This is a genomic window from Sphingomonas sp. (assembly GCF_030145815.1).
Taxonomy (GTDB): domain Bacteria; phylum Pseudomonadota; class Alphaproteobacteria; order Sphingomonadales; family Sphingomonadaceae; genus Sphingomonas.
This window is the reverse complement of record NZ_JAIXHL010000007.1, coordinates 22,319-44,936: the sequence shown is the minus strand read 5'-3', so window position 1 is coordinate 44,936 and position 22,618 is coordinate 22,319. Positions and strand designations below refer to the sequence as shown.

General features: G+C 66.2%; 13 protein-coding genes. 9 read left to right on the top strand and 4 right to left on the bottom strand.

Translation table 11 applies throughout. The features are described 5' to 3' along the window. Positions 1–12 precede the first annotated feature (12 nt). From KYX69_RS07740 to KYX69_RS07720, 5 genes are read left to right on the top strand one after another with little or no spacing between them, the layout of a single operon-like run. On the top strand, positions 13–1,152 hold the full coding sequence (locus KYX69_RS07740) for a fumarylacetoacetate hydrolase family protein (protein ID WP_300495752.1): 1,140 nt from the start codon (positions 13–15) through the stop codon (positions 1,150–1,152). A gap of 26 nt (positions 1,153–1,178) precedes the next feature. Further along, positions 1,179–2,612, top strand: a complete 1,434-nt coding sequence (locus KYX69_RS07735) for an aldehyde dehydrogenase family protein (protein WP_300495750.1) — start codon at positions 1,179–1,181, stop codon at positions 2,610–2,612. A gap of 33 nt (positions 2,613–2,645) precedes the next feature. Then, positions 2,646–3,404, top strand: a complete 759-nt coding sequence (locus tag KYX69_RS07730; RefSeq protein ID WP_300495748.1) for an SDR family NAD(P)-dependent oxidoreductase — start codon at positions 2,646–2,648, stop codon at positions 3,402–3,404. Then, positions 3,395–4,273, top strand: a complete 879-nt coding sequence (locus KYX69_RS07725; RefSeq protein WP_300495747.1) for an SMP-30/gluconolactonase/LRE family protein — start codon at positions 3,395–3,397, stop codon at positions 4,271–4,273. Before KYX69_RS07730 ends, KYX69_RS07725 begins: the two co-directional genes overlap by 10 nt. Further along, complete coding sequence (locus tag KYX69_RS07720) at positions 4,270–6,153, top strand: sialate O-acetylesterase (protein WP_300495745.1); 1,884 nt, start codon at positions 4,270–4,272, stop codon at positions 6,151–6,153. The genes KYX69_RS07725 and KYX69_RS07720 overlap by 4 nt, the downstream gene beginning before the upstream one ends. A gap of 140 nt (positions 6,154–6,293) precedes the next feature. Here KYX69_RS07720 and KYX69_RS07715 read toward each other — a convergent pair whose 3' ends face one another. The 3 genes from KYX69_RS07715 to KYX69_RS07705 all read right to left on the bottom strand — a co-directional run bounded on the left by KYX69_RS07715 (position 6,294) and on the right by KYX69_RS07705 (position 11,194). Further along, positions 6,294–8,072, bottom strand: coding sequence for an IlvD/Edd family dehydratase (locus KYX69_RS07715; RefSeq protein WP_300495743.1), 1,779 nt, complete (start codon positions 8,070–8,072; stop codon positions 6,294–6,296). Continuing rightward, on the bottom strand, positions 8,065–9,174 hold the full coding sequence (locus KYX69_RS07710; protein ID WP_300495742.1) for a LacI family DNA-binding transcriptional regulator: 1,110 nt from the start codon (positions 9,172–9,174) through the stop codon (positions 8,065–8,067). Before KYX69_RS07710 ends, KYX69_RS07715 begins: the two co-directional genes overlap by 8 nt. A 61-nt stretch (positions 9,175–9,235) precedes the next feature. Beyond that, positions 9,236–11,194, bottom strand: a complete 1,959-nt coding sequence (locus tag KYX69_RS07705) for an alpha-glucuronidase (protein ID WP_300496029.1) — start codon at positions 11,192–11,194, stop codon at positions 9,236–9,238. A gap of 174 nt (positions 11,195–11,368) precedes the next feature. Here KYX69_RS07705 and KYX69_RS07700 point away from each other — a divergent pair, with 174 nt between their 5' ends. Genes KYX69_RS07700 through KYX69_RS07690 form a run of 3 tightly spaced genes read left to right on the top strand, consistent with a single transcriptional unit; the run spans position 11,369 to position 17,348 of the window. Then, positions 11,369–13,771 (top strand): glycoside hydrolase family 3 N-terminal domain-containing protein, encoded by a 2,403-nt coding sequence (locus KYX69_RS07700; protein ID WP_300495740.1) that lies wholly within the window; start codon positions 11,369–11,371, stop codon positions 13,769–13,771. Continuing rightward, entirely contained in the window at positions 13,768–16,149 is a 2,382-nt protein-coding gene (locus tag KYX69_RS07695) for a glycoside hydrolase family 3 N-terminal domain-containing protein (protein ID WP_300495738.1), read from the top strand. Before KYX69_RS07700 ends, KYX69_RS07695 begins: the two co-directional genes overlap by 4 nt. Positions 16,150–16,202: 53 nt before the next feature. Next, positions 16,203–17,348 (top strand): endo-1,4-beta-xylanase, encoded by a 1,146-nt coding sequence (locus KYX69_RS07690; RefSeq protein WP_300495735.1) that lies wholly within the window; start codon positions 16,203–16,205, stop codon positions 17,346–17,348. A gap of 147 nt (positions 17,349–17,495) precedes the next feature. Here KYX69_RS07690 and KYX69_RS07685 read toward each other — a convergent pair whose 3' ends face one another. Further along, a complete protein-coding gene (locus KYX69_RS07685; protein WP_300495732.1) occupies positions 17,496–20,837 on the bottom strand; it encodes a TonB-dependent receptor in 3,342 nt (1,113 codons plus the stop codon). Positions 20,838–21,020: 183 nt separating this feature from the next. Between KYX69_RS07685 and KYX69_RS07680 the strand changes: the two genes are divergently transcribed. Next, the gene (locus KYX69_RS07680) at positions 21,021–22,526 is read left to right on the top strand and encodes a tryptophan halogenase family protein (RefSeq protein ID WP_300495729.1); all 1,506 of its coding nucleotides are present in this window, start codon (positions 21,021–21,023) and stop codon (positions 22,524–22,526) included. Positions 22,527–22,618 lie beyond the last annotated feature (92 nt).

Sequence of the window (22,618 nt, the reverse complement as noted above, 5' to 3'; positions counted from 1 at the left end):
GGGTGAGAGATAATGGCCATCGCGCTTGCAGACATATTGCCGAGTGATTGGCGGAGCGGTCGCTTTCTCGGTCGGGTCGATCTGGGAGATGGTCCGGTGCCGGTGCTGATCGCCGATGACGCGCTGTTCGACCTCACGCCGCATGCCGCAACCGTCGCCGGAGCGATCGACCGGGGCCTGACCACGCCCGAATTCGGGCGGCGGATTGCCGATCTCGACGCGACCGATCCGCGCCTGCCCGATGGCGCCGCGCTGCTCGCGCCGATCGACCTGCAGTGCATCAAGGCGGCGGGCGTCACCTTTGCGGTTTCGGCGATCGAGCGCGTGATCGAGGAAAGCGCGCGCGGCGATGCGAGCCAGGCGGCGGCGATTCGCGGGCGGCTGGAGGAGCGCATCGGCGGTGGTATTCGTTCGGTGATCCCCGGATCGACCGAGGCGGCCGCGCTCAAGGCCGCGCTGATCGAGGACGGCATGTGGTCGCAATATCTGGAGGTCGCGATCGGCCCGGATGCGGAGATCTTCACCAAGTCGCCGGTGCTGTCGGCGGTCGGCCATGACGCGCCGATCGGCGTGCGATCGGATTCGAGCTGGAACAATCCCGAGCCCGAAATCGTGCTGGCCATGTCGCGCCGCGGCGAGGCGGTGGGCGCGATGCTGGGCAACGACGTCAACCTGCGCGACTTCGAAGGACGCTCGGCACTGCTGCTGGGGAAGGCCAAGGACAATACTGCGTCCTGCGCGCTCGGTCCGTTCATCCGCCTGTTCGACAACGGCTTTACCATCGACGATGTGCGCAGCGCCGATGTCGCGCTCACGATCGAAGGCACCGACGGCTTTCGCCTGGAGGGCGCGAGCCGGATGAGCGAGATCAGCCGCGACCCGCTCGACATCGCGGCACAGGCGATGAGCGAGCATCATTATCCGGACGGTTTCGTGCTGCTCCTCGGCACCCTGTTTGCGCCGACCCAAGATCGCGATGTGCCCGGTAGCGGTTTCACCCACAAGGTTGGCGACCGCGTGACGATTTCGTCCACCCGCTTGGGCAAGCTCGCGAATAGGGTGACGACGTCGAAGGATGCCCCGAAGTGGGAGGTGGGCATCGGTGCGTTCGTGCGCGACCTTGCCCGCCGCGGACTCGCCGACCGGATCTGAACTCTGACTTGCAGGATATGCACATCATGAAGCTGACCCACCTCATCAACGGCGAGCGCGTCGCGGTCGACACTCCGCTGGAAAGCCGGAACCCGTCGAACACCGATGAGGTGGTCGCGACCTTTGCTGCAGGCGATGCTGCGGTGGTCGACCAAGCGGTGCAGGCCGCCCGCGCCGCGCAGCCGGGCTGGGCTGCGGCCTCGCCGGAAGTGCGCGCCGATCTGCTGGACAAGGTCGGCGCGACGATCATGGCGCGCGCCGCCGAACTCGGCGAACTGCTCGCGCGCGAAGAGGGCAAGACCCGCGCCGAGGGCATGGGCGAGGTGATGCGCGCCGCGCGTATCTTTCGTTACTTCGGCGGTGAAGCGCTGCGCCGCCACGGGCTGACGCTCGAATCGACCCGGCCGGGGCTTGATGTTGCGACCTATCGCGAGGCGGTGGGCGTGGTCGGGCTGATCACGCCGTGGAACTTCCCGATCGCGATTCCGGCATGGAAGGCGGCACCCGCGCTCGCTTTTGGCAACACGGTCGTGATCAAGCCGGCGAATGTCACCCCGGCGGTCGCCAGCGCGCTCGCCGACATCATCCAGGAATGCGGTGCGCCTCCCGGCGTGTTCAACATGGTGCTGGGCCAGGGCGGCGTCGGGCAGGCGATCGTCGATCATCCTTATGTCGACGCGGTCAGCTTCACCGGATCGCAGGGCGTCGGCGCCAAGGTCGGCATGGCCGCGATGACGCGGCAAGCGCGGGTCCAGCTCGAGATGGGCGGCAAGAACCCGCTGGTCGTGCTGGCCGATGCCGACCTCGACAAGGCCGTGGCAATCGCGCTCGACGGCGGTTTCTTCCAGACCGGGCAGCGCTGCACCGCATCGAGCCGGGTGATTGTCGAGGACGCGATCCACGACCGCTTCGTCGCCGCGCTGGCCGAGCGCGCCAAGGCGCTGAAGGTCGGCCCCGCACTTGCCGCCGACACGCAGGTCGGCCCGGCGTCGAGCGAGAGCCAGTTCGAACAGAATCTGCGCTACGTCCGCAAAGCGATCGAGGAAGGCGGCCGCGTCGCCAGCGGCGGGCCGGACCCGTTGAAGCTCGAGACGCCCGGCTATTTCATGGCGCCGACGCTGATCGCCGACACCGATCCCGACATGACGATCAACCGCGAGGAAGTGTTCGGTCCCGTCGTCTCGACCGTCCGCGCCAAGGACTATGAGCACGCGCTGGAGATCGCCAATCAGGGCGAGTTCGGCCTGTCGTCGGGCATCGTCACCACCAGCCACAAATATGCGCGCGATTTCCGCAAGCGCATCCGCGCCGGCATGGTGATGGTCAATCTGCCCACTGCGGGCGTCGATTATCATGTGCCGTTCGGCGGCACGCGCAAGTCCAGTTACGGCGCGCGGGAGCAGGGCTTTGCCGCGGTTGAATTCTATACGACCGTCAAAACGGTCTATTCGGGGGATTGAGGGTTGCTGCAGAAGTCCAGCGGAGCGGCCACGATGCGCGCCACCTATCCCAGCCTGCGTGACAAACATGTGCTGATCACCGGCGGCGCGTCGGGGATCGGCGAAGGGCTGGTCGAAGCGTTCGTGGCGCAGGGCGCGCGCGTGACGTTCGTCGATGTCCAGACGGCGGCCGGCGAAGCGTTGAGCGCGCGGCTGACACCGGGCGCAATCCATGCACCGCAGTTCGCCCATTGCGACCTGACCGATGTTGCCGCGCTGCAGTCGTGCCTAACGGCGATCCTGGCGGAGCGGGGCGCGGTCGACATCCTGCTTAACAATGCCGCGAGCGACGACCGCCACGGGATCGAGGAGGTGACGCCGGCCTATTGGGACGATCGGATGGCGGTCAATCTGCGCCATCTGTTCTTCGCCGCGCAGGCGGTGGTGCCGGGGATGAAGGAGGCTGGGCACGGCGTCATCATCAACTTCGGATCGATCAGCTGGCATCTCGGCCTGCCCGACCTGACGCTCTACCAGACCGCCAAGGCCGCGATCGAGGGGCTGACCCGCAGCCTTGCCCGCGAATTGGGGCCGTTCGGCATCCGCGCCTGCACCATCGTGCCCGGCAACGTCCAGACGCCGCGGCAAGAGAAATGGTACACGCCCGAGGGTGAGGCTGAGATCGTCGCGGCGCAAGCGCTGAAAGGGCGAATCCAGCCGTCGGACATTGCTGCGATGGCGACCTTCCTCGCCTCCGACGACGCACGCATGTGCACGGCGCACAATTATTGGGTGGACGCTGGATGGCGGTAAGCGAAGTGCGGGTCGCCGCGCGCCTTGGCGCGACGCTGGGCGAAGGTCCGGTCTGGGATACGCAGCGCGGCTGCCTGTGGTTCGTCGATATCAAGGGGAAGACGCTGCACCGCTTCGACCCCACAACCGGTGCACTGACCAGCGCCGATGCGCCGGGCGAGATCGGCTGGGCGCTGCCCGCCGACAATGGCCGATTGCTGTGCGGGTTGCAGAGCGGGCTGCACTGGTTCGACCCCGACACGCGCGCCTTCACCTTCTGGCGCGTGGTCGAGCCGGATTTGCCCGGCAACCGTCTCAACGACGCCTGCACCGACGCGCAGGGCCGCGTGTGGTTCGGGTCGATGGACAATGCCGAGAGTGCTGAAACCGGCCATTTCTACCGGCTCGATGCCGGGCAGCTCGACCGGGTTGGGCCGGGGCCGGTGAGCATCACCAACGGCCCGGCGGTGTCCCCGGCCGGGGACCGCATCTATTTCACCGACACGATCGGGCGGCGCATCTGGGTCGCGCCGCTGCATGACGACGGATCGCTCGGCGCGGTTCAGCCCTTTCTGACCTTCACCGGCGATCAAGGCTATCCCGACGGGTCGATCACCGATGCGGAAGGCAATGTCTGGGTGGGCTTCTTCGCCGGCCATGGTGCACGCCGCTTCGATCCAACCGGGCGCGAGATCGAGTTCGTCCGCCTGCCCGTCGCCAATGTCACCAAGCTGGCGTTCGGCGGCGCAGGGCTGACGACGCTCTATGCGACGACCGCCGCCAAGGGACTGAGCGAGGCCGAACGCGCGGCCCAGCCGCATGCCGGCGACCTGTTCGCCTTTGAGGCGCGCGTTCCAGGCCACGCCCTTGCCCGGGCGCATATTGCATGAGGATCGCGGCGGTCCTGCTCAGCGCGACCGCGCTCGCCCCCCTCCCCGCAACGGCGCAGCTCAGCTTCGCCCCTGCCATCGGCGACCATGGCGTGCTCCAACGCGACAAGCCGATTATCGTCGAGGGCGAAGCTGCACCCGGCATGTCGCTGACCGTCACGCTCGGCGACACGATCGCGCAGGCCAAGGCCAATAGGGACGGCCAGTGGCGCGCGACGTTTCCGGCGATGAAGGCGGGCGGCCCCTATCTGCTCCGTGCCGCGACGCTGGACGCTGCCGTTGAGGCAAAGGGGGTGATGATCGGCGATGTCTGGCTGTGTTCGGGCCAGTCCAACATGGAATTTCCGGTTCGCCGCGCACTCGATTTCGACAATCAGATGAACAGCGCCACCGATCCGATGCTGCGGCTGCTGACCGTGCCCAAGGCAACCTCGACACGGCCGCTACGCAAGTTCGCCGAGCCGGCCAGCTGGCAGGCATCGACGCGCGAGACTGCACCCGAATTCTCCGCCGCCTGCTGGTATATGGCGCGGGAGCTGCGCAAGGCCGAGCCGGGGGTGGCGATCGGGCTGATCGACGCGACTTGGGGCGGCACCGCGGTCCGTGTCTGGCTTGATCCCGCCGCGACCCGCGCGATCTATGGCGCGGACGAAGTGGCATTGCTGACGGTGTATGATCGCGACCCGCTCGCCGCGAACACGCAATTCGCCCCGCGCTGGATCGATTGGTGGCGGACGCAGGACAAGGTCGAACCGTGGCGCACGCCCGATGCAGTGACGTGGTCACCGATTAATGGTGTCGGGTCATGGGACAGCTTGAACGAGCCAGCGCTGCGCGGCTTTACCGGCTGGGTGTGGTTCCGCCGCACCGTGACGCTGACGGCGGGGCAGGCGCGCGGCGGCGCGACCGTTTCGCTGGGCATCATCGACGATGGCGATCAGGCGTTCGTCAATGGCAAGCCGGTCGGCAACAGCTTCGGCTGGTCGAACGCGCGCGATTACAAGGTGCCGGGAAGCTATTGGAAGGCCGGAGCGAACGAGGTCGTCGTTGCGGTGTGGAACAGCTATGGCACCGGCGGCTTCATGGGACCGGCGGAGCGGCTGAAGCTCACCCTGTCCGATGGGTCGAACATTCCGCTGGGCGACCAGTGGCGCTACTGGATCTCGGCGGCCAAGGGCGCGCCGCCGCGTCCGCCATGGGACAATATCGCCGGGCTCGGCCTGATCGGCAATGCGATGGTCGCGCCATTGGGCGGGATCGGGCTGCGCGGGGTCGCCTGGTATCAGGGCGAGAGCGACTCCGGCCAGACCGGCTATGACGTGCGATTGCGTGGCCTGATCGACGGCTATCGCCGCCAGTCGGGCGATCCGGCGCTGCCGGTGCTGGTGGTCGGCCTCGCAGGTTACGGCGCGCCTGGGGCAACGCCGGGCGAGAGCGGCTGGGCGATGCTGCGCGATGAGCAGCGCCGCGCGGTGGCGGCGACGCCGGGAACGGCGCTGGTCTCCGCGATCGACCTGGGATCGCGCACCGACATCCATCCGGGCGACAAGAATGAGCTGGGCAAGCGTCTTGCGCGTGCCGCGCTGGGCAAGCCGGGGCCGCAGGCGGTGTCGGCGCGGCGTGACGGTAGCGATGTGGTCGTTTCGTTCAGCGGGGTCGAGGGGGCGCTGACGAGCTGGAGCGGCGCGCCGGTCGGGTTCGAGCTTTGCGCCCAGAGCTGCCGCTTTGCCGCGGCGCGGGTCGAGGGCGGCAGCGTCCGGGTTCTGGGCGATGGCCAGCCGGTCACGCGGGTGCGCTATGCCTGGGCCGATACGCCGGTGGTGAACCTGTACGACGCGGCAAACATGACGCCGACCTCGTTCGAGCTGGTGGTGGAGTGATCAATCAATCCTCCCCGGGACGGGGAGGTGGCGCCGAAGGCGACGGAGGGGGCCCGAGGCACCGGACTCCCTTGCCTCGGGCCCCCTCCACCATGCTACGCATGGTCCCCCTCCCCGTTCCGGGGAGGAATTGAACGGACTCAATGATTATGCCGCGGCAGCGTCTTTGACGTCTGACGGTACTCCAGCGCGAATTCCAGCACCGCGCCCTCGCCGAGCTGTCCGGTCTTTTCACGCGCGAGCTGTTCCCACGGCGTATTGCTCGCCGGAACCTCTGGCAGCCCATCGCCCTTGCGCCGCTCGATCTCCTCCGCCTCGACCAGCATGTCGCATCGGCGGGTGTTGAGGTCGATGCGGATCGTATCGCCGGTGCGCAGCCACGCCAGCCCGCCGCCCGCCGCGCTTTCGGGCGAGGCGTTGAGGATCGACGGGCTGTCCGACGTGCCCGACTGACGCCCGTCGCCAAGCGTTGGCAGCCAGTTCACGCCGGCGCGGATCAGCGCATCGGGCGGCTGCATGTTGACCACTTCCGCCGACCCCGGCCAGCCAAGCACGCCCGCTGAGCGCATCACCAGGATGCAATCGGCGTCGATGTTCAGATCGGGGTCGTTGATGCGGTGGTGATAATCGTCCGAGCCATCGAACACGATCGCGCGCGCCTCAAACACATTTTCCGCGCCGGGGCGCGACAGATAGCGTTTGCGAAACTCGGACGAGATCACCGAGGTTTTCATGATCGCGAAATCGAACAGATTGCCGCTCAGCACGAGGAACCCGGCGTTGTCCTGAAGCGGATCGGCGAACGGCCGGATCACCTCACGGTCGTTGCTTTCGGTACCGGCGAGATTCTCCGCGATCGTCCGGCCAGTGACGGTCAGGCAGTCGCCGTGCAGCTTCCCCGCCTGAAGCAATTCCCACATCGCCGCAGGGACGCCGCCCGCACGATGGAACCGCTCGCCCAGATACTTCCCCGCCGGCTGCATGTTGACCAGCAGCGGCAAATGGTAGCCGTGATCGTACCAGACCTCCGGCTCTAGCTCGAGGCCGGCATGGCGCGCCATCGCGACGATGTGCGGCTGGGCATTGGACGATCCGCCGCACACGGTGACGGTGGCAATGGCGTTGAGGAACGCTTCGCGCGTCAGGATCCTCGACGGGCGCAGGTCTTCGCGCACCATCTCCACGATCCGCTGGCCGGTGCGATAGGCGATCTGTCCGCGCTCGCGATAGGGTGCCGGGATCGCCGCGCAGCCGGTGAGCGACAGGCCGAGTGCTTCGGCGACCGCGTTCATCGTCGATGCCGTGCCCATCGAATTGCAATGCCCGGCCGACGGCGCGCTGCTGGTTGCGCGGCGCAGGAACTCAGCCTCATCGATCTCGCCCGCGGCCAGCGCACGGCGGCTGCGCCAGATCACGGTGCCGGAACCGACCAGCTCGCCCTCATGCCAGCCATCGAGCATCGGCCCGCCCGACAGGACGATCGCCGGGATATCGACCGTGGTCGCCGCCATCACCTGACTCGGCGTGGTCTTGTCGCAGCCGGTGGTCAGCACCACGCCGTCGATTGGGTAGCCGTTGAGCAGTTCGACCAAGCCGAGATAGGCAAGGTTGCGGTCGAGCGCGGCGGTCGGGCGACGGCAATTTTCGAAGATCGGATGAACCGGGAACTCAATCGGGATGCCGCCCGCATCGCGAATGCCGTCGCGCACGCGCTTGGCGAGGTCGAGATGGATGCGGTTGCAGGGGGAAAGGTCGCTGCCCGACTGGGCGATGCCGATGATCGGCTTGCCCGACTGAAGCTCTTCGGGCGTGACGCCATAGTTCATGAACCGCTCCAGATAGAGCGCGGTCATGTCCCAGCGTTCGGGATTGTCGAACCAGTCGCGCGACCGCAGCCGCACGGGTGTATCATCAGGCATCGGGGCTCCGTTTGGGAGAGGCGCGGCGGGCCAGCGTCGGAGCGGAATCCGAATCGCGGCGCACCAGCGTGTAGGGCAAGGTTTTCTGCTCGACCTCCAGCGGCTCGCCATTGCGCTTGGCCTTGAGGAAGCGCACCGCCGCCGACACCGCCCAGGCGGTCATGCCGCGGATCGGCTGGCGGATCGTGGTCAGCTCGGGCCAGATCGTGCTCGCCATCGCGGTATCGTCGAAGCCGCACACGGTGATGTCGTTGGGCACATCAAGGTGCAGCCGATGCGCGACCGCGACGGTCGCGGCGGCCATATCGTCGTTCGACGCGAAGATCGCGGTCGGACGCGGATCGACCGAGATCAGCCGCTCCGACGCCTGCATCCCCGAGCGATAGGTGAAGCGGCCCTGCGCGATCAGCTCTTCGCGCACCGGGATGCCCGCGGCTTCGAGCGCAGCCTTGTAACCGTTGAGGCGGCGGCCGCTGGATACCTGTTCGGGGTTGCCGATGATGAACCCGATGCGCGTATGGCCAAGATCGATGATGTGCCGCGTCATGTCGTACGCGGCCTGGAAATCGTCGATCAGCACCGCAGCGTGCGACCCGCTCGCCTTGCCGGGACCGACCGCGATGGCGACGGCCCCGGCGTCGGTGATCAGGTCGAGCACGCTCTGGTCGTCGCACAAGGGCGGGGGGAGGATGAAGCCCTTGATCCCGCCATCGATCAGGTGGTGGACCAGCGACTTGGCCTCGGCAACATTCTCGCAATTCTGGACGACGAGGTGGATGTCGGCGCGGCTCGCCTCTTCCAGGGCGCCCATCAGAAACTCGCTAAGATAGGATGCCGACGGGTTGTCGAACATCAGCGCGATCCGCAATTGCTCGCCACCCGCCAGGCTGCGCGCCGCGCGGTTGGGCGCGAAGTTAAGCTTGGCAATCGCCGCCAGCACCTGTTCGCGCGTATTCTCGCGCACATTGCCCTCGCCATTGATCACGCGGCTGACCGTCATCGGCGAGCAGTGCGCCTCCGCCGCGACATCGGCGATGGTGGGAGCGCCACCACGGCGGCGGGACGAACGGGGCTTGGCAGGTGCGGATGAGGCCATGATCATGGCACATACGCCCCGTTTGCCCGTCGCAGCAAGCGCAGCGTCACCTGATTTGGGAGCGCAATCATTCGCCGGGCGCCTCAGGGAAGTTCTGCGCCTGATACCAACTCAGCGGATACCGGGGCGCGCTATGACCGGTCGGGAGCGCACGACCGGAAACGGTCGACCAATAAGCAAGGCTGGCGTCGCGCCACCATTGTGCCTCGTCGCGTTGGATGTTGAGGAAGTCAGCGACAGCGCGATGACGCTGCGCATCGACATGCGGCGCGAGCGTTGCCCAGGTCGCGCGCATCCGCTCGACAGCGGCCACGCCCCGGTCATAGCGGCGCGGCAGTTCCTCCCACAGGGTATTCCCGTTCTTCAGTCGATGATCCCACGACACACGGCGGAACCACAGCAGCAATTCCTCGTCTGCCAGCAAGCGCTTCGCCACGTCCGGTGCATATTGGGCGAGCGCGTTGCTGCCGGTCGGGGTGCGGTCGAAGCCGATGCCGTCACGGTCAGCACGGTGGTAATAGACCGGGTTCCATTCCGGCCGGGCCAGATCGGACACCCACGGCGCGGGGCCGTAATGATGGCCGGTGCCCATGACATGGGCGAGGCCGAGCGGGGTCATATAGTCGACCACCGCATCGCGGCTGCCCAGCATCATCGGCACGACGGCGTTCAGGAACGCGGGATCGCGACTGAAGGTCTGCGCGGCCCATTCGCGGGCGATCTGGTCGCTCGCCAGCTTTGGGTTCCACGCTAACCGCCCAAAGGCGTACCAGTTGGCCTGATCGAAATGCGATCCCGTCCAGTTGCGGTCGCTCCCGGTATTCGCGACCCCGGCGATGACGCTGACCGTCCGCGAAACGCTGCCGCTGCGCCCGGTATCGGCGTCGAGCGCCTCCTCGAACAAGGGGGCGAGGAAGGCGAGGTGTGAGGCGAAGCCGAGATATTCCTTGGTGATCTGCAGCTCGAGGCTCAGCCGCGTCTTCGGCATCGCGCCGAACAGCGGGTGGAACGGCTCGCGCGGCTGGAAGTCGATCGGTCCGTTCTTGACCTGCACGACCACATTCGACGCAAACTTGCCGTCGAGCGGCTGGAACTCGGTGAACGCCTGCTTGGCGCGATCCTCCTTGTTCTCGGCGGCATAGACGAAGGCGCGCCAGATCACGGTGCCGCGGCCGCCGATCGCCTCGGCAAGCATGTTCGCGCCATCGGCATGGCTGCGGCCATAATCCTGCGGCCCCGGCTGGCCTTCGGAATTGGCCTTGACCAGGAAGCCGCCGAAATCGGGGATCGCGGCGTAAATCTCGTCCGCCTTCGCCTTCCACCAGGCGCGTACTGCCGGATCGAGCGGGTCGGCGGTCTTGAGCCCGCCAATGTCGCGCGGCGCGGAGAAGCGGGCCGAGACATAGACGCGAATGCCCCAGGGCCGGAAGGTGTCGGCCAGCGCCTTGATCTTGGCGATGTAGCGCGGCTCCAGCATCATCGCGCGGGCGTTGACGTTATTGACGACGACGCCGTTGATCCCGACCGAGGCATTGGCGCGCGCATAATCGGTCATTCGCGCATCGACATGGCCGGGCAGATGCCACCAGTCGAAGATCGACCGCCCGGCATAGCCGCGCTCGACATGCCCGTCGGGATTGTCCCAATGGTTGAGCATGCGCAACGTGTAGGCGGGCGCTTCATCGAGGTGGATCGCGCCGATCGCCTTGCCCTGCCCCAGCTCCCGCAGCAGGGCGAAGGCGCCGTAGAGCAGCCCGCTATCGCTCGCGGCGGTGATCTCGGCACCGCTGATGCGGAACGCGCCTGCGCGCTCGCCCGGAGTCGTCACCTTGCGGAGGGTGATCGCAGATACGAAGCGCAGCTCGGCAAGGCCGCGCTGCAACTCGTCGCGCGCCAGTCGGGCAGTCGGCGAATCGCTGCCGATCAGGGTGACGGTGGCGGGGCGATGCTGCGCAGCATCGGCGACGGGCGCATGGCGCAGCCACAAGCGATATCCGTCCTCCGCACGCGCCGCGCCGCCGGTCATCAGCACCGTCACGAGCAGCAACAGGGCACAGAGCCGCACGGTCACCATCCTCATCCCCTTCGCCATGCGCCGATCCGATTCCTGGCCGGTCGCTGCTTGACAAGCTCGATCCCCTCATACCATGGTAGCGCTAACAATAAAGACCGTTTTGCGGTTCGATTCAGGAGAGTGAAGATGCGAAAGGCTTGGGTCGCCCTGTTGCTGGCGAGCGTATCGGCAACGCCCGCTGTGATAGCTGGCACGCCTGCCACCCCGGCTCCCAGTCCCGCGCAAGCCACGGCACAGCGCCCCCCGGCCGACGCCCCCTATCGCAACGCCAAACTGCCGCTGGAGACGCGCGTTGCGGACCTGCTCGCACGGATGACGCTGGAGGAAAAAGTTGCCCAGATCACCTCGATCTGGGACACCAAGGTCGAGATTCAGGACGCGCAGGACTGGTTCGATCCGGCAAAGGCGAAAGCCAAGCATCCGCACGGCATCGGCCAGCTCGCCCGCCCGTCGGACCGCAAGGGTCCGGTGTCGCCGCGCGTCACGCCACCGCGCAGCATTGCTGACAGCATCGCTTACGTGAATGCGATCCAGAAATGGGCGGTCGAGGGCACGCGCCTCGGCATCCCGGTGCTGTTCCATGAAGAGGCACTGCACGGCCTCGCCGCACAGGACGCGACCAGCTACCCGCAGTCGATCGGCCTGGCTTCCACCTGGGACCCGGACCTGATCCGCGACATCAACGCCGCGATTGCCCGCGAAGTACGCGCGCGCGGGGTCCATCTCGTCCTGTCCCCCGTGGTCGATGTCGCGCGCGACCCACGCTGGGGGCGGATCGAGGAGACGTTCGGCGAGGACCCGCATCTGGTCTCCGAAATGGGCGTCGCGGCGGTCGAGGGGTTGCAGGGCACCAACCGCGCCCGCGTGCTCGGCCCGGGCAAGGTGTTCGCGACGCTCAAGCATATGACCGGCCACGGCCAGCCCGAAAGCGGCACCAATATCGGCCCCGCGCCGATTGCCGAACGCACGCTGCGCGAGGTGTTCTTCCCGCCGTTCGAGGCGGTCGTCACCCGCACCGGGGTCGAGGCGGTGATGGCGAGCTATAACGAGATCGACGGCGTGCCGAGCCATGCCAATAAATGGCTGCTGGGCGACGTGCTGCGCGGTGAATGGAAATTCCCCGGCGCGGTGGTGAGCGACTATTATGCGATCGAGCAGATGGTCGGCATTCACCGGATCGCCGTGTCCAACGCCGATGCCGCCAAGCGCGCGCTCGCGGCGGGCGTCGATAGCGAATTGCCCAACGCCACCGCCTATTCGACCCTGATCGACGCGGTGCGCAAGGGCGAGGTTAGCCAGAGCGCGATCGACACCGCCACGTCACGGATGCTGAGCATCAAGTTCCGCGCCGGGCTGTTCGAAAATCCCTACGCGAAGCTGGCCGACACCAAGATCAACCACAGCCCTGAATCGGTCGCCCTCGCGCGCAAGGCGGCGGCGAAGTCGTTCGTGCTGCTCAAAAATGAAGGCGCCGCGCTGCCGCTGTCGCTCGACGCGCCGCAGACGATCGCGGTGATCGGGCCGAACGCCGATGTCGCGCGGCTCGGCGGTTATTATGGCATCCCGCCCGAGACGGTCACTCCGCTGCAGGGCATTCGCGCGCTGGTCGGCGACAAGGCGAAGATCGTGCACGCCGAGGGCGTCAAGATCACCGAGAATGACGATTGGTGGGCGGATGAGGTCAAGCTGTCCGACCCGGCCGAGAACCGCAAGCGCATCGCTCAGGCGGTCGAGACCGCGCGCGCGGCGGACACGATTCTGCTGTTCATCGGCGACACTGAGCAGACCAGCCGCGAAGCCTGGGCCGACGCGCATCTCGGCGATCGCGCCAGCCTCGATCTGGTCGGCGAGCAGCAGGAACTGTTCGACGCGATGAAGAAGCTGGGCAAGAAGCTGGTCGTCGTCCTCGTCAACGGCCGCCCACCCTCCTACCCCAAGATCGCCGAGCAGGCCGACGCGATCCTCGAAACCTGGTATGGCGGCGAACAGCAGGGGCATGCGATCGCCGACACGCTGTTCGGGCGGGTCAATCCGGGCGGCAAGCTGCCGGTGACGGTCGCGCGCCATGTCGGCCAGCTGCCGATGGTCTATAACGTCAAGCCGAGCGCGCAGCGCGGTTACCTGTTCGACACCACCAAGCCGCTGTATCCGTTCGGCTACGGCCTCAGCTACACGCACTTCACTCTGTCCACGCCACGCCTGTCGGCGACCTCGGTCAAGGCGGGGAGCAGCGTCGATGTGCTGGTCGATGTCACCAATACCGGCGCGCGCGAAGGCGATGAGGTGGTGCAGGTCTATGTCCGCGACAAGGTCGCATCGGTGACGCGCCCGATCAAGGAATTGAAGGCCTTCCGCCGCGTGACGCTCAAGCCCGGCGAGACGCGGACGGTGAAGCTGACGCTCGGCCCGGACGCGTTCCAGATGTGGAATATCGACATGAAGCGGGTGATCGAACCCGGTGAGTTCGAGATCATGACCGGGGCCGATTCCGCCACGCTTCAGTCGGTGACGCTGGCGGTGACGCCGTGAAGCGCCGCGCCGCGCTGCGTCTGCTTGCCGGTGCGTCCGTCGCAGCCGGTGCAGTCGCGCTGGCCCCCGCCGCGCACGCGCTGGCCGCGCCGCTCTACAAGGATGCGCGCGCGCCGATTCCTGCCCGCGTCGCCGACTTGCTCGGCCGGATGACGCTGGAGGAAAAGGTCGGCCAGATGATCGCCATCTGGGCGCGCAAGGAAGAGGTCATGGACGGCCTCGACTTCAATGCGAAGAAGGCGTCTGCGGCTTATCCCAATGGCGTCGGCCATGTCACCCGCCCGTCGGACAAGCGCGGCGTGCCGGGGATTACCGGCGCGGCCGGCGGCACCGCCGCGCGCTGGCGCACCCCGCGCGAGACGGTCGACTTCATCAACGCGATGCAGCGCTGGGCGCTCAACGACACGCGGCTCGGCATCCCGGTGCTATTCCATGAGGAATCGCTGCACGGCTATATGGCCACCGACGCGACGATGTTCCCGCAGGCGATCGGCCTTGCCGGAGCGTTCGACCGCGATCTGATGCGACGCGTCCAGTCGGTCATCGCGCGCGAAACGCGGGCGCGCGGCGTCCCCTATGTCCTCTCGCCCGTGGTCGACATCGTGCGCGACCCGCGCTGGGGGCGGATCGAGGAAACGTTCGGCGAATGCCCCTATCTCGTGGCGGAACTGGGCGTCGCGGCGGTCGAGGGACTGCAGGGGCCGGGCAAGTTCGACCGGCTCGCCGATGGCAAGGTCTATGCGACGCTCAAGCACATGACCGGCCATGGCCAGCCCGAAAGCGGCGTCAATGTCGGCCCGGCGCAATTGTCCGAACGTGAGTTGCGCGAGTATTTCTTTCCGCCGTTCCGCGAGATCGTGAAGCGCACGTCGATCGGCGCGGTGATGCCGAGCTATAACGAGATCGACGGCGTGCCGAGCCATGCAAACACCTGGCTGATCGGCGATGTGCTGCGCGGCGAATGGGGCTTCGACGGACTGATCGCGAGCGATTATGGCGCGGTCAACGAGCTGGAGAGCATCCATCACGTCGCCGCCGATCTGGCCGAAACCGCCCGGCTCGCGCTCGCTGCGGGGGTGGACAGCGAACTGCCCGATGGCATGGCGTTCCGCACGCTGGTCGATCAGGTGCGCGCTGGCAAGGTCGAGGTGAGCGCGATCGACCGCGCGGTCGCGCGCATGTTGACGCTCAAATTCCGCGCGGGGCTGTTCGAAAACCCCTATGGCGACGCCGCGCTGGCCGAGCGCATCACCGGCAACGCCGAAGCCCGCGCGCTGGCGCTGGAGGCGGCGCGCAAGTCGCTGTGTTTGCTCACCAATGATGGCACTTTGCCGTTCGCGGAGGGCAAGGTCCGCAAGCTCGCGGTGATCGGCCCCAACCACGCCATCGCGCGGTTGGGCGGTTATTCGAGCGTCCCCAAGCAAACCGTCAGCCTGATCGAAGGGCTGCGCGCACTGGTCGGCGACAAGGTCGAGCTGCTGACCGCGCAGGGCGTGTTCATCACCCAGAGCGAGGACCGCTCGGCGAACGAGGTGCTGCTAGCCGAACCGGCCAAGAACCGCGACCTGATCGCGCAGGCTGTCGCGGTCGCGAAGGGCGCCGATGCGATCGTGCTCGCGATCGGCGACACTGAACAGACCAGCCGTGAGGGCTTTGCCAAGAACCACCTGGGCGACCGGACCAGCGTCGATATCGTCGGTGAGCAGAATGAGCTGGTCGCGGCGATGGCCGCGCTCGGCAAGCCGCTGGTGATCACCGCGATCAATGGCCGTCCGCCGAGCTGGCCCGCCGTGATCGGCAAGGCCAACGCCGTACTCGAATGCTGGTATCCGGGCCAGGAAGGCGGCACCGCGATGGCCGAAGCGCTGTTCGGCCGGATCAATCCGGGCGCGAAGCTGCCGGTCACGGTGATCCGCGATGCAGGGCAGATCCCGTTCTTCTACAACCACAAGCCGTCGGCGCGGCGCGGATACCTGTTCGCGGACAAGGCGCCCTTGTTTCCGTTCGGCCATGGGCTGAGCTACACCAGCTTTGCGATCAGCGCGCCGAAGCTGTCGGCTGCGACGATGCAGCGCGACGGCCAGGTCAGCGTATCGGTCGAGGTCCGCAACACCGGCATGCGCGCGGGCGACGAGGTGGTGCAGCTTTACATCAGCCGCCGCACCGCATCGGTGACCCAGCCGGTGCTCCAGCTCAAGGGCTTTGAGCGTGTGACGCTCCAGCCTGGCGAAACGCGCACCGTCCGCTTCGACCTGCCCGCCGAGACCTTCGCGATCTGGGACGCGAATATGCGCGAGATCGTCGAAGCGGGCGAGGTCGATATTCGCGTGGGCAACAGCTCCGCCGCGCTCAAATCCGCGCTGCTGACCATTGTCTGAGCCATGCCGGCACGGACGGCACGATGCATGACTGGTAAATCCAAGGAGTCCCGATGAACCCGACCCGCCGCCAGACGCTCGCTGGCATTGCCGCGCTTCCGCTCGTCGCCGCCACCTCGGCCGGGGCGACTATTCCGCCGCCGGGCATCGATGCGATCGCGCGACGCAAGGGGCGGCGGTTCGGTAGTGCCGTTGCCTGGGCGCCGCCGGGCGCGGATGCGGGGTCGTTCAACAACCCTGACTATGCGGCCATCATCGAGCGCGAATGCGGCGTGATCGTCGCCGAAAATGAGATGAAGTGGCAGGCGCTGCGCCCCTCACCCACCGAATATCGCTTCGAGCGGTTCGACGGGATGGTCGCCTGGGCGCGCGGCAAGGGGCTCGACGTGCGCGGGCACACCTTGCTGTGGGCGCGGCCGAAATGGTTTCCGAACTGGCTCAACAATCACGACTTCGGGTCGGCGCCCAAGGCGGCGGCTGAGAAGATCCTGACCGATCATATCCAGACCGTAATGCGGCGGTACAAAGACACGATCCGCAGCTGGGACGTGGTCAATGAGGCGGTCGATCCCGAGACGTCGGGGCTGGTCGAAACCTCGCTTTCCAAAGCGATGGGGGGTGTCGAACCGGTTCTGGACCTCGCCTTCCACACTGCGCGCGCGGAAATGCCGAACGCGGAGCTGGTCTATAACGACTATATGAGCTGGGAGCCGGGCAACGAAAAGCATCGCGCCGGCGTGCTCAAGCTTCTGGAGGGGTTCCGCAAGCGCAACGTGCCGGTCGATGCGCTGGGCATCCAGAGCCATATCGAAATGTTCAAGCTCGACCCCGCCACCGGGCTTGGCCCGTATCAGGAACGCGAATGGCGCAAGTTCATCGATGAAGCCGTGGGGATGGGCTATCGCCTCGTCATCACCGAGCTCGACGTCAAGGATAACGCCCTGCCCGGCGACCCGGCGCAGCGTGACGCGGGCGTCGTTGCCTATCTGCGCGCCTATATGGAGCTGATGCTGTCCTACCCCCAGCTGCGCGACGTGCTCGCCTGGGGCATGGTCGACAAATATAGCTGGCTGCAGGGGTTCGCGCCGCGCAAGGACGGGCTGCCGCAGCGTTGCTGCCCGTATGACAGCAGCTTTCGAGCGAAACCGATGCGGACCGAACTGGCGCGCTTGTTCGGGGAGGCCAAGGCGATCGCCTAAGCACTATCCGTCGACGGATAACCAAATGCTGCGCAGCCCCATGCTGCGCAGCATTTTTTTGTGCGACCTTCCCCGCGCTGGCCGCAGGCAAAAAAATGCCGCCGCCCGGGGAGGGGCGACGGCGGGGAGGTTGGGAAGTTTAAAGCGTTAGAAGTTGAAGCGGATCATGCCGGTGACGCGGCGGTCGTTCATATACCAGCCGCGCGGGATGATGCGGACATCGCCATTCTGGTCCGCCACCGCCGCACTGGTCTTGGTCACCGAGTTGGTGAGGTTCACCCCCTGAATGCCGAGCTTCAGCCGGTCGCTGATCGAGATGGTGATCGACGCGTCGAGCTGACCATAGGCTTCCTGGAAGATCGGGTCGAACGGCGTGATCACGTCGCGCAGCGTCAGCAGATACTGCGAACGCCAGCTATAGGATGCACGCGCCGACACCGGCCCGATATCGATGAAGGGCGTGATGTTGAACGTGTGCTTCGACAGCCCCTGAAGCGGGAAATTGTCGCCGGTGATCGTCGGCTGACGGCCAGCGGCCACGTCCGGGTCGGTCTCCGACAATGTGCTCTGCGGCACGCCCTCGCTGTCGACATAGGTATAGTTGGCTTGCAGGCCGAGCCCCTTGAGCGGCCCAGGCAGAAAGTCGAACACCTGCTGATAGGCGATTTCGAAGCCCTTGATCTTGCCGACCGCCGTCGAATTGACCGGCGTCGTTACGACCGCTTCGAACGTCTGGCCGTTGTTCGTGAAGCTGCGGCGCACCGTGTCGTTGGTCAGGACGTTACGCAGTTCCTTGTAGAACAGCGACGCGGTCAGCTGACCCACCCGCGAGAAATACCATTCCGCGGTGACGTCGAAATTGTCGCCCTCGGTCGGCAGCAGTTCGGGGTTGCCGGCGTTGAACGAACCCTGGATCAGCACCTGACCCGGCGCGATATTGCCGTCCGATCCGAAGGCGCCCGTGCCGGGTGCGGTCGGCGTGACGACCACCGGGATCTGGTTGCCATTGGCATCGACGCGCGGAACCGCCGTGACACCAACCGGGAAATAGTTGCGCACCAGACCCAGCGAAGGCGGCGACACCCCCTTCGAATAGGCGGCACGGAACTGCAACCCACCACCGACTTCCAGCTTCAGATTGAGGCTGGGCAGCCAGTAATCATAATCGACGTCGAAGTTGTTCGCGACGATCGCGCCGTTCAGATACGCGCCGATCTGCGTCAGCTGGGTCGGCGTCAGCGCGCACAGCGTGTTCACCGATCCGCCCGCGCCGGTCAGCGCGTTGTTGATGGAATCCCGGCAGGTGTCCGTGGTCGGCAGGTTGGTCGCGAACGGGAATTCGATGAACCCTTCCGACTTGCGGTTGGTCGTCGTGTAGCGCACGCCGACATTGCCGCTCAGCTTCATGCCATTGCCGAACTCGTTGCCGAAGCGCAGCATGACATAGGCAGCCTTGTTGATCTCCTGCTGCGGGTTCACTTCGCCTGGCGTGAACGGCGTCCCCGCAATCGCATTGGGACGGTCCGCCAGCGAGCGCCAGCCGCCATTGATCTGACGCCCGCCGGCGCCCGCCACGGTGGGTTCCCACTCGCGGTTGATGCGGTTGGCGTAGTCGATATAGGCCTGGTAGTAGGTCGCGCTGTTGATGTTCGAGAACAGTCGGCACTGGCCACCCAGCGGACTGCCCACCGAATTGCGGAAGAAGTCCTGGAAGCAGAAGGCTTCATAGCCCTGCAGCGGCGCGCCGCCGGTCCCGCCGGTGACATTGTCGACCGGATCGTCGAGCCAGATCGGACCGCCATTGCCCCACTGCTCGCTCAGGCGACCCCAGTTATAGGTCGAGAAGCGCGCGACCTGATCGCGGTCGGCATAACGGCCGCCGACACGTACCGACTTGAAGAAGCCGTCGTCCGGGAACGACAATTCGGCATCGAGGCGGAAGGAGTCCGAGTTGCCGGTGCTCGCCTCGATATGGTCCATCGCCGAGCGGTAGAAGCTGTTATACGGGTCCGAGAAGCTCTGGTGCGTGCCCGTATAATAAGACGGGTAGTTGGCCGAGCTGCCCGGCGCGCCGGTGCATGGCAAAGTCGGGCAGTTCTGCGGCGGGCGGAATTCGACCGTCGGGAAGTCGCTGCCGTTCAACTGGATTGCGGCGTCCTGATAGGAGGATAGCCACAGGCCGTTGTCCATCACGTCGACGAACGAATCGACATGCTGGTAGTCGAAGCTCAGGCTGAGATTGTCGGTCGCCTGATAGCGGAAGTTGAACCCGTAATCGTCGGTCACAGCGCGTTCGTCATGATCGCGGCGGATATTGTTCGACTGCAGGCCCAGCGCCGGGGTGCGGATGTCGCCTGCCGTATTCTGATCGGCGCGCCAGCCGGTCGGGCCGGTGATGACGCCGCTCTCAAACAGACCCGAGGAGTCGAACACGATCGACGTGCCGTCGCGGGCACGCGAGTCGCCGTTCGACGCGACGTTGTCGGTCGCGATCTCCATCGTGTGCTCGGTCCAGGCCTGACGCGCGTCGGAGCGCAGGAACTGGAAGGTGGCTTCGGCGCGACGGTCATTGCTGCGCCACTGGGCGGCTGCAGCAAAACCGAGACGACGGCGGTCGAATTCCTGGTTGCCGATCACCGCGCCGCGCGGGAACAGACCACTGCCGCGCTGCGTCGCGGTGCCGAACGGCACCACATCGGTGCGCGTGCCGTCCGAATAGATCGGGCGGACGCGGAAGCTCGACACCTGGAAGCGATCCGCGCGCGAGAACAGCTGCGAATAAGAGACACTGCCGAGCAGGCCGATCTCACCGATCCCGGTGTCCCAGGTGTTGCTGACCACCAATGCGGCAGTCGGCGAGGCCTTTTCGATGAAGTCCGAGTAATTCAGCTCGAGCGAGCCGGCGAGCACGAAGCCCTTCTTGTCGAACGGCAGGCGCGTGCGCAGGTTGACGACGCCGGCGATGCCGCCCTCGATGCGGTCGGCCGACGGGCTCTTGAACACGTCTACGCCGCCGAGCAGTTCGGACGGCACATCGGCGAAGCTCAGCGCACGGCCGTTATTGGCGGTGAATGCCTCACGCCCGTTGAATTCGGAGCGGACATAGGTGAGGCCGCGCACAACCACGCCCGACCCTTCGACCGAGAAGTGATCCGGATCGACGCCCGCCGCGAAGCGGTTGATCGAAATGCCGGGGATGCGCTGCAGCGTTTCGGTGACTGAGCGATCGGGCAGCGCGCCGATATCCTCGGCGGTCACCGAGTCGACGATCGTGTCCGACGTGCGCTTGCGCTGCTGTGCGCTTTGCAGCGATTCACGGAACCCCGTGACGACCACGGTATCCGGATCAGTGGCTTCCTCGGCAGCCGGCGTTTCTTGCGCCCATGCTGCGGTCGGCATGGCCAACGCTGTCATCAGCGCGGCGGTGGAAACTCCTAGACCCCATGCAGCGCGACCTTCGGTGCGCGCACGCTTCCGCCAATTCGACATCCATCCCCTCCTCGTTCGAGAGCCTTGGCGGCCCTTCTGCCCTGTTGCGCCAACAAGGTAGCGCTAACATTTCTTTTGCTTAAGCCAATGCGCAGCTTTCGGCAAGACATGTTGTGCGCTACCAGAAAGAAAATGACGCGCATGTTGCAGCGATGCTGCACAGCGATTTTGGGGAGGAAATGCGTGGCGGAACGGATCCGGTCGATCGTGATCGTGGGCGGCGGCACTGCCGGGTGGATGACGGCGGCGGCGATGGCCCGCATCCTGGGACCTGATTATGCGACCATCACATTGGCGGAGTCGGACGCGATCGGCACGGTCGGGGTCGGCGAAGCCACTATCCCCCAGATCGGCACGTTCAACCGCCTGCTCGGCATTGACGAGAACGACTTTGTCCGCCGGACCAAGGGCAGCTTCAAGTTGGGCATCGAGTTCGTCGACTGGGGCGGGTTGGGGCGCCGCTATTTTCACCCGTTCGGCAAATATGGGATCGACATGGAGGGTGTGTCGTTCCACGCCTATTGGCAGCGTCTGGCGCAGGAGCCGCAGTTCGCCAATGTGGATGCGTTTTCGCTGATGGCGAGCGCCGCGCGCGCCAATCGCTTCATGCCACCGATCGATGCCGGCAATTCGCCGCTGTCGGGCATCGCCTATGCCTATCATTTCGACGCCGGGCTCTATGCGCTGTATCTGCGCGAGCTGGCCGAGAAGATGGGGGTGAAGCGGATCGAGGGCCGGATCGTCGATGTCGAACGCGACGGCGAGAGCGGTCACATCGCCGCGGTTGCGCTCGAGTCCGGTGAGCGCGTCGCGGGCGAGCTGTTCATCGACTGCTCGGGCTTTGGCGGGCTGCTGATCGGCAAGACCCTCGGCGTCCCCTATATCGACTGGTCGGCACAGCTGCCGTGCAACCGCGCGGTCGCGGTGCCGTGCGCCTCGGCACCGGGCGGCCTCACTCCCTTCACCCGCTCCACTGCGCGCAGCGCCGGGTGGCAATGGCGCATCCCGCTGCAGCACCGCACTGGCAACGGCATGGTCTATTGCAGCGACTATATGAGCGACGATGAGGCAGCGGCGACATTGCTCGCCAATCTCGATGGGGAGGCGCTGGCCGATCCGCGCTTCATCCGCTTTACCACCGGCCATCGTGCGCGTTTCTGGGAAGGCAATTGCGTATCGATCGGCCTGTCGGCCGGGTTCATGGAGCCGCTCGAATCGACCAGCATCTGGATGATCCAGACCGGCATCGCGCGCCTGCTGTCCAACTTCCCGGACACAACCTTCGCGGAGGCGGAACGCGCGCGCTACAACCGGCTGATGATCGAGGAGAGCGAGCTGATCCGCGACTTCCTGATCCTGCATTATTGCGTCACCGACCGCACCGATTCACCCTTTTGGGATTATTGCCGGACGATGCCGCTCCCCGAGCGGCTGGCGGAGAAGATCCGCGTGTTCGAAAGCTCGGGCCGGTGCTTCCGCGAGCATGAGGAGCTGTTCAACGACACCAGCTGGTTCGCGGTGATGGTCGGTCAGGGGCTGCGCTGGGGCCGCCACGATCCGGTCGCGGAACTGCTGTCGCTCGCCGAGACGCGCGACCGGCTGGCGCATATCGCCGGCGCGGTCGCCAAGTCGGTCGATTATATGCCCGACCATGCCGAGTATATCCGGCAGAATTGCGCGGCGGCATAGGCTTGGCTCAGCTTCGCTGAGCACGGCACCGGCCCGCTCCCCCACCCGGCCGCCCATCTAGGATACTCTGCTTGGGTGGCCGGGTGTGGGAG

Coding starts and splice junctions, on each gene's coding strand:
- KYX69_RS07740 (WP_300495752.1), top strand. CDS start 13: ATGGCCATCGCGCTTGCAGACATATTGCCGAGTGATTGGCGGAGCGGT.
- KYX69_RS07735 (WP_300495750.1), top strand. CDS start 1,179: ATGAAGCTGACCCACCTCATCAACGGCGAGCGCGTCGCGGTCGACACT.
- KYX69_RS07730 (WP_300495748.1), top strand. CDS start 2,646: ATGCGCGCCACCTATCCCAGCCTGCGTGACAAACATGTGCTGATCACC.
- KYX69_RS07725 (WP_300495747.1), top strand. CDS start 3,395: ATGGCGGTAAGCGAAGTGCGGGTCGCCGCGCGCCTTGGCGCGACGCTG.
- KYX69_RS07720 (WP_300495745.1), top strand. CDS start 4,270: ATGAGGATCGCGGCGGTCCTGCTCAGCGCGACCGCGCTCGCCCCCCTC.
- KYX69_RS07715 (WP_300495743.1), bottom strand. CDS start 8,072: ATGCCTGATGATACACCCGTGCGGCTGCGGTCGCGCGACTGGTTCGAC.
- KYX69_RS07710 (WP_300495742.1), bottom strand. CDS start 9,174: ATGATCATGGCCTCATCCGCACCTGCCAAGCCCCGTTCGTCCCGCCGC.
- KYX69_RS07705 (WP_300496029.1), bottom strand. CDS start 11,194: ATGACCGGCGGCGCGGCGCGTGCGGAGGACGGATATCGCTTGTGGCTG.
- KYX69_RS07700 (WP_300495740.1), top strand. CDS start 11,369: ATGCGAAAGGCTTGGGTCGCCCTGTTGCTGGCGAGCGTATCGGCAACG.
- KYX69_RS07690 (WP_300495735.1), top strand. CDS start 16,203: ATGAACCCGACCCGCCGCCAGACGCTCGCTGGCATTGCCGCGCTTCCG.
- KYX69_RS07685 (WP_300495732.1), bottom strand. CDS start 20,837: ATGTCGAATTGGCGGAAGCGTGCGCGCACCGAAGGTCGCGCTGCATGG.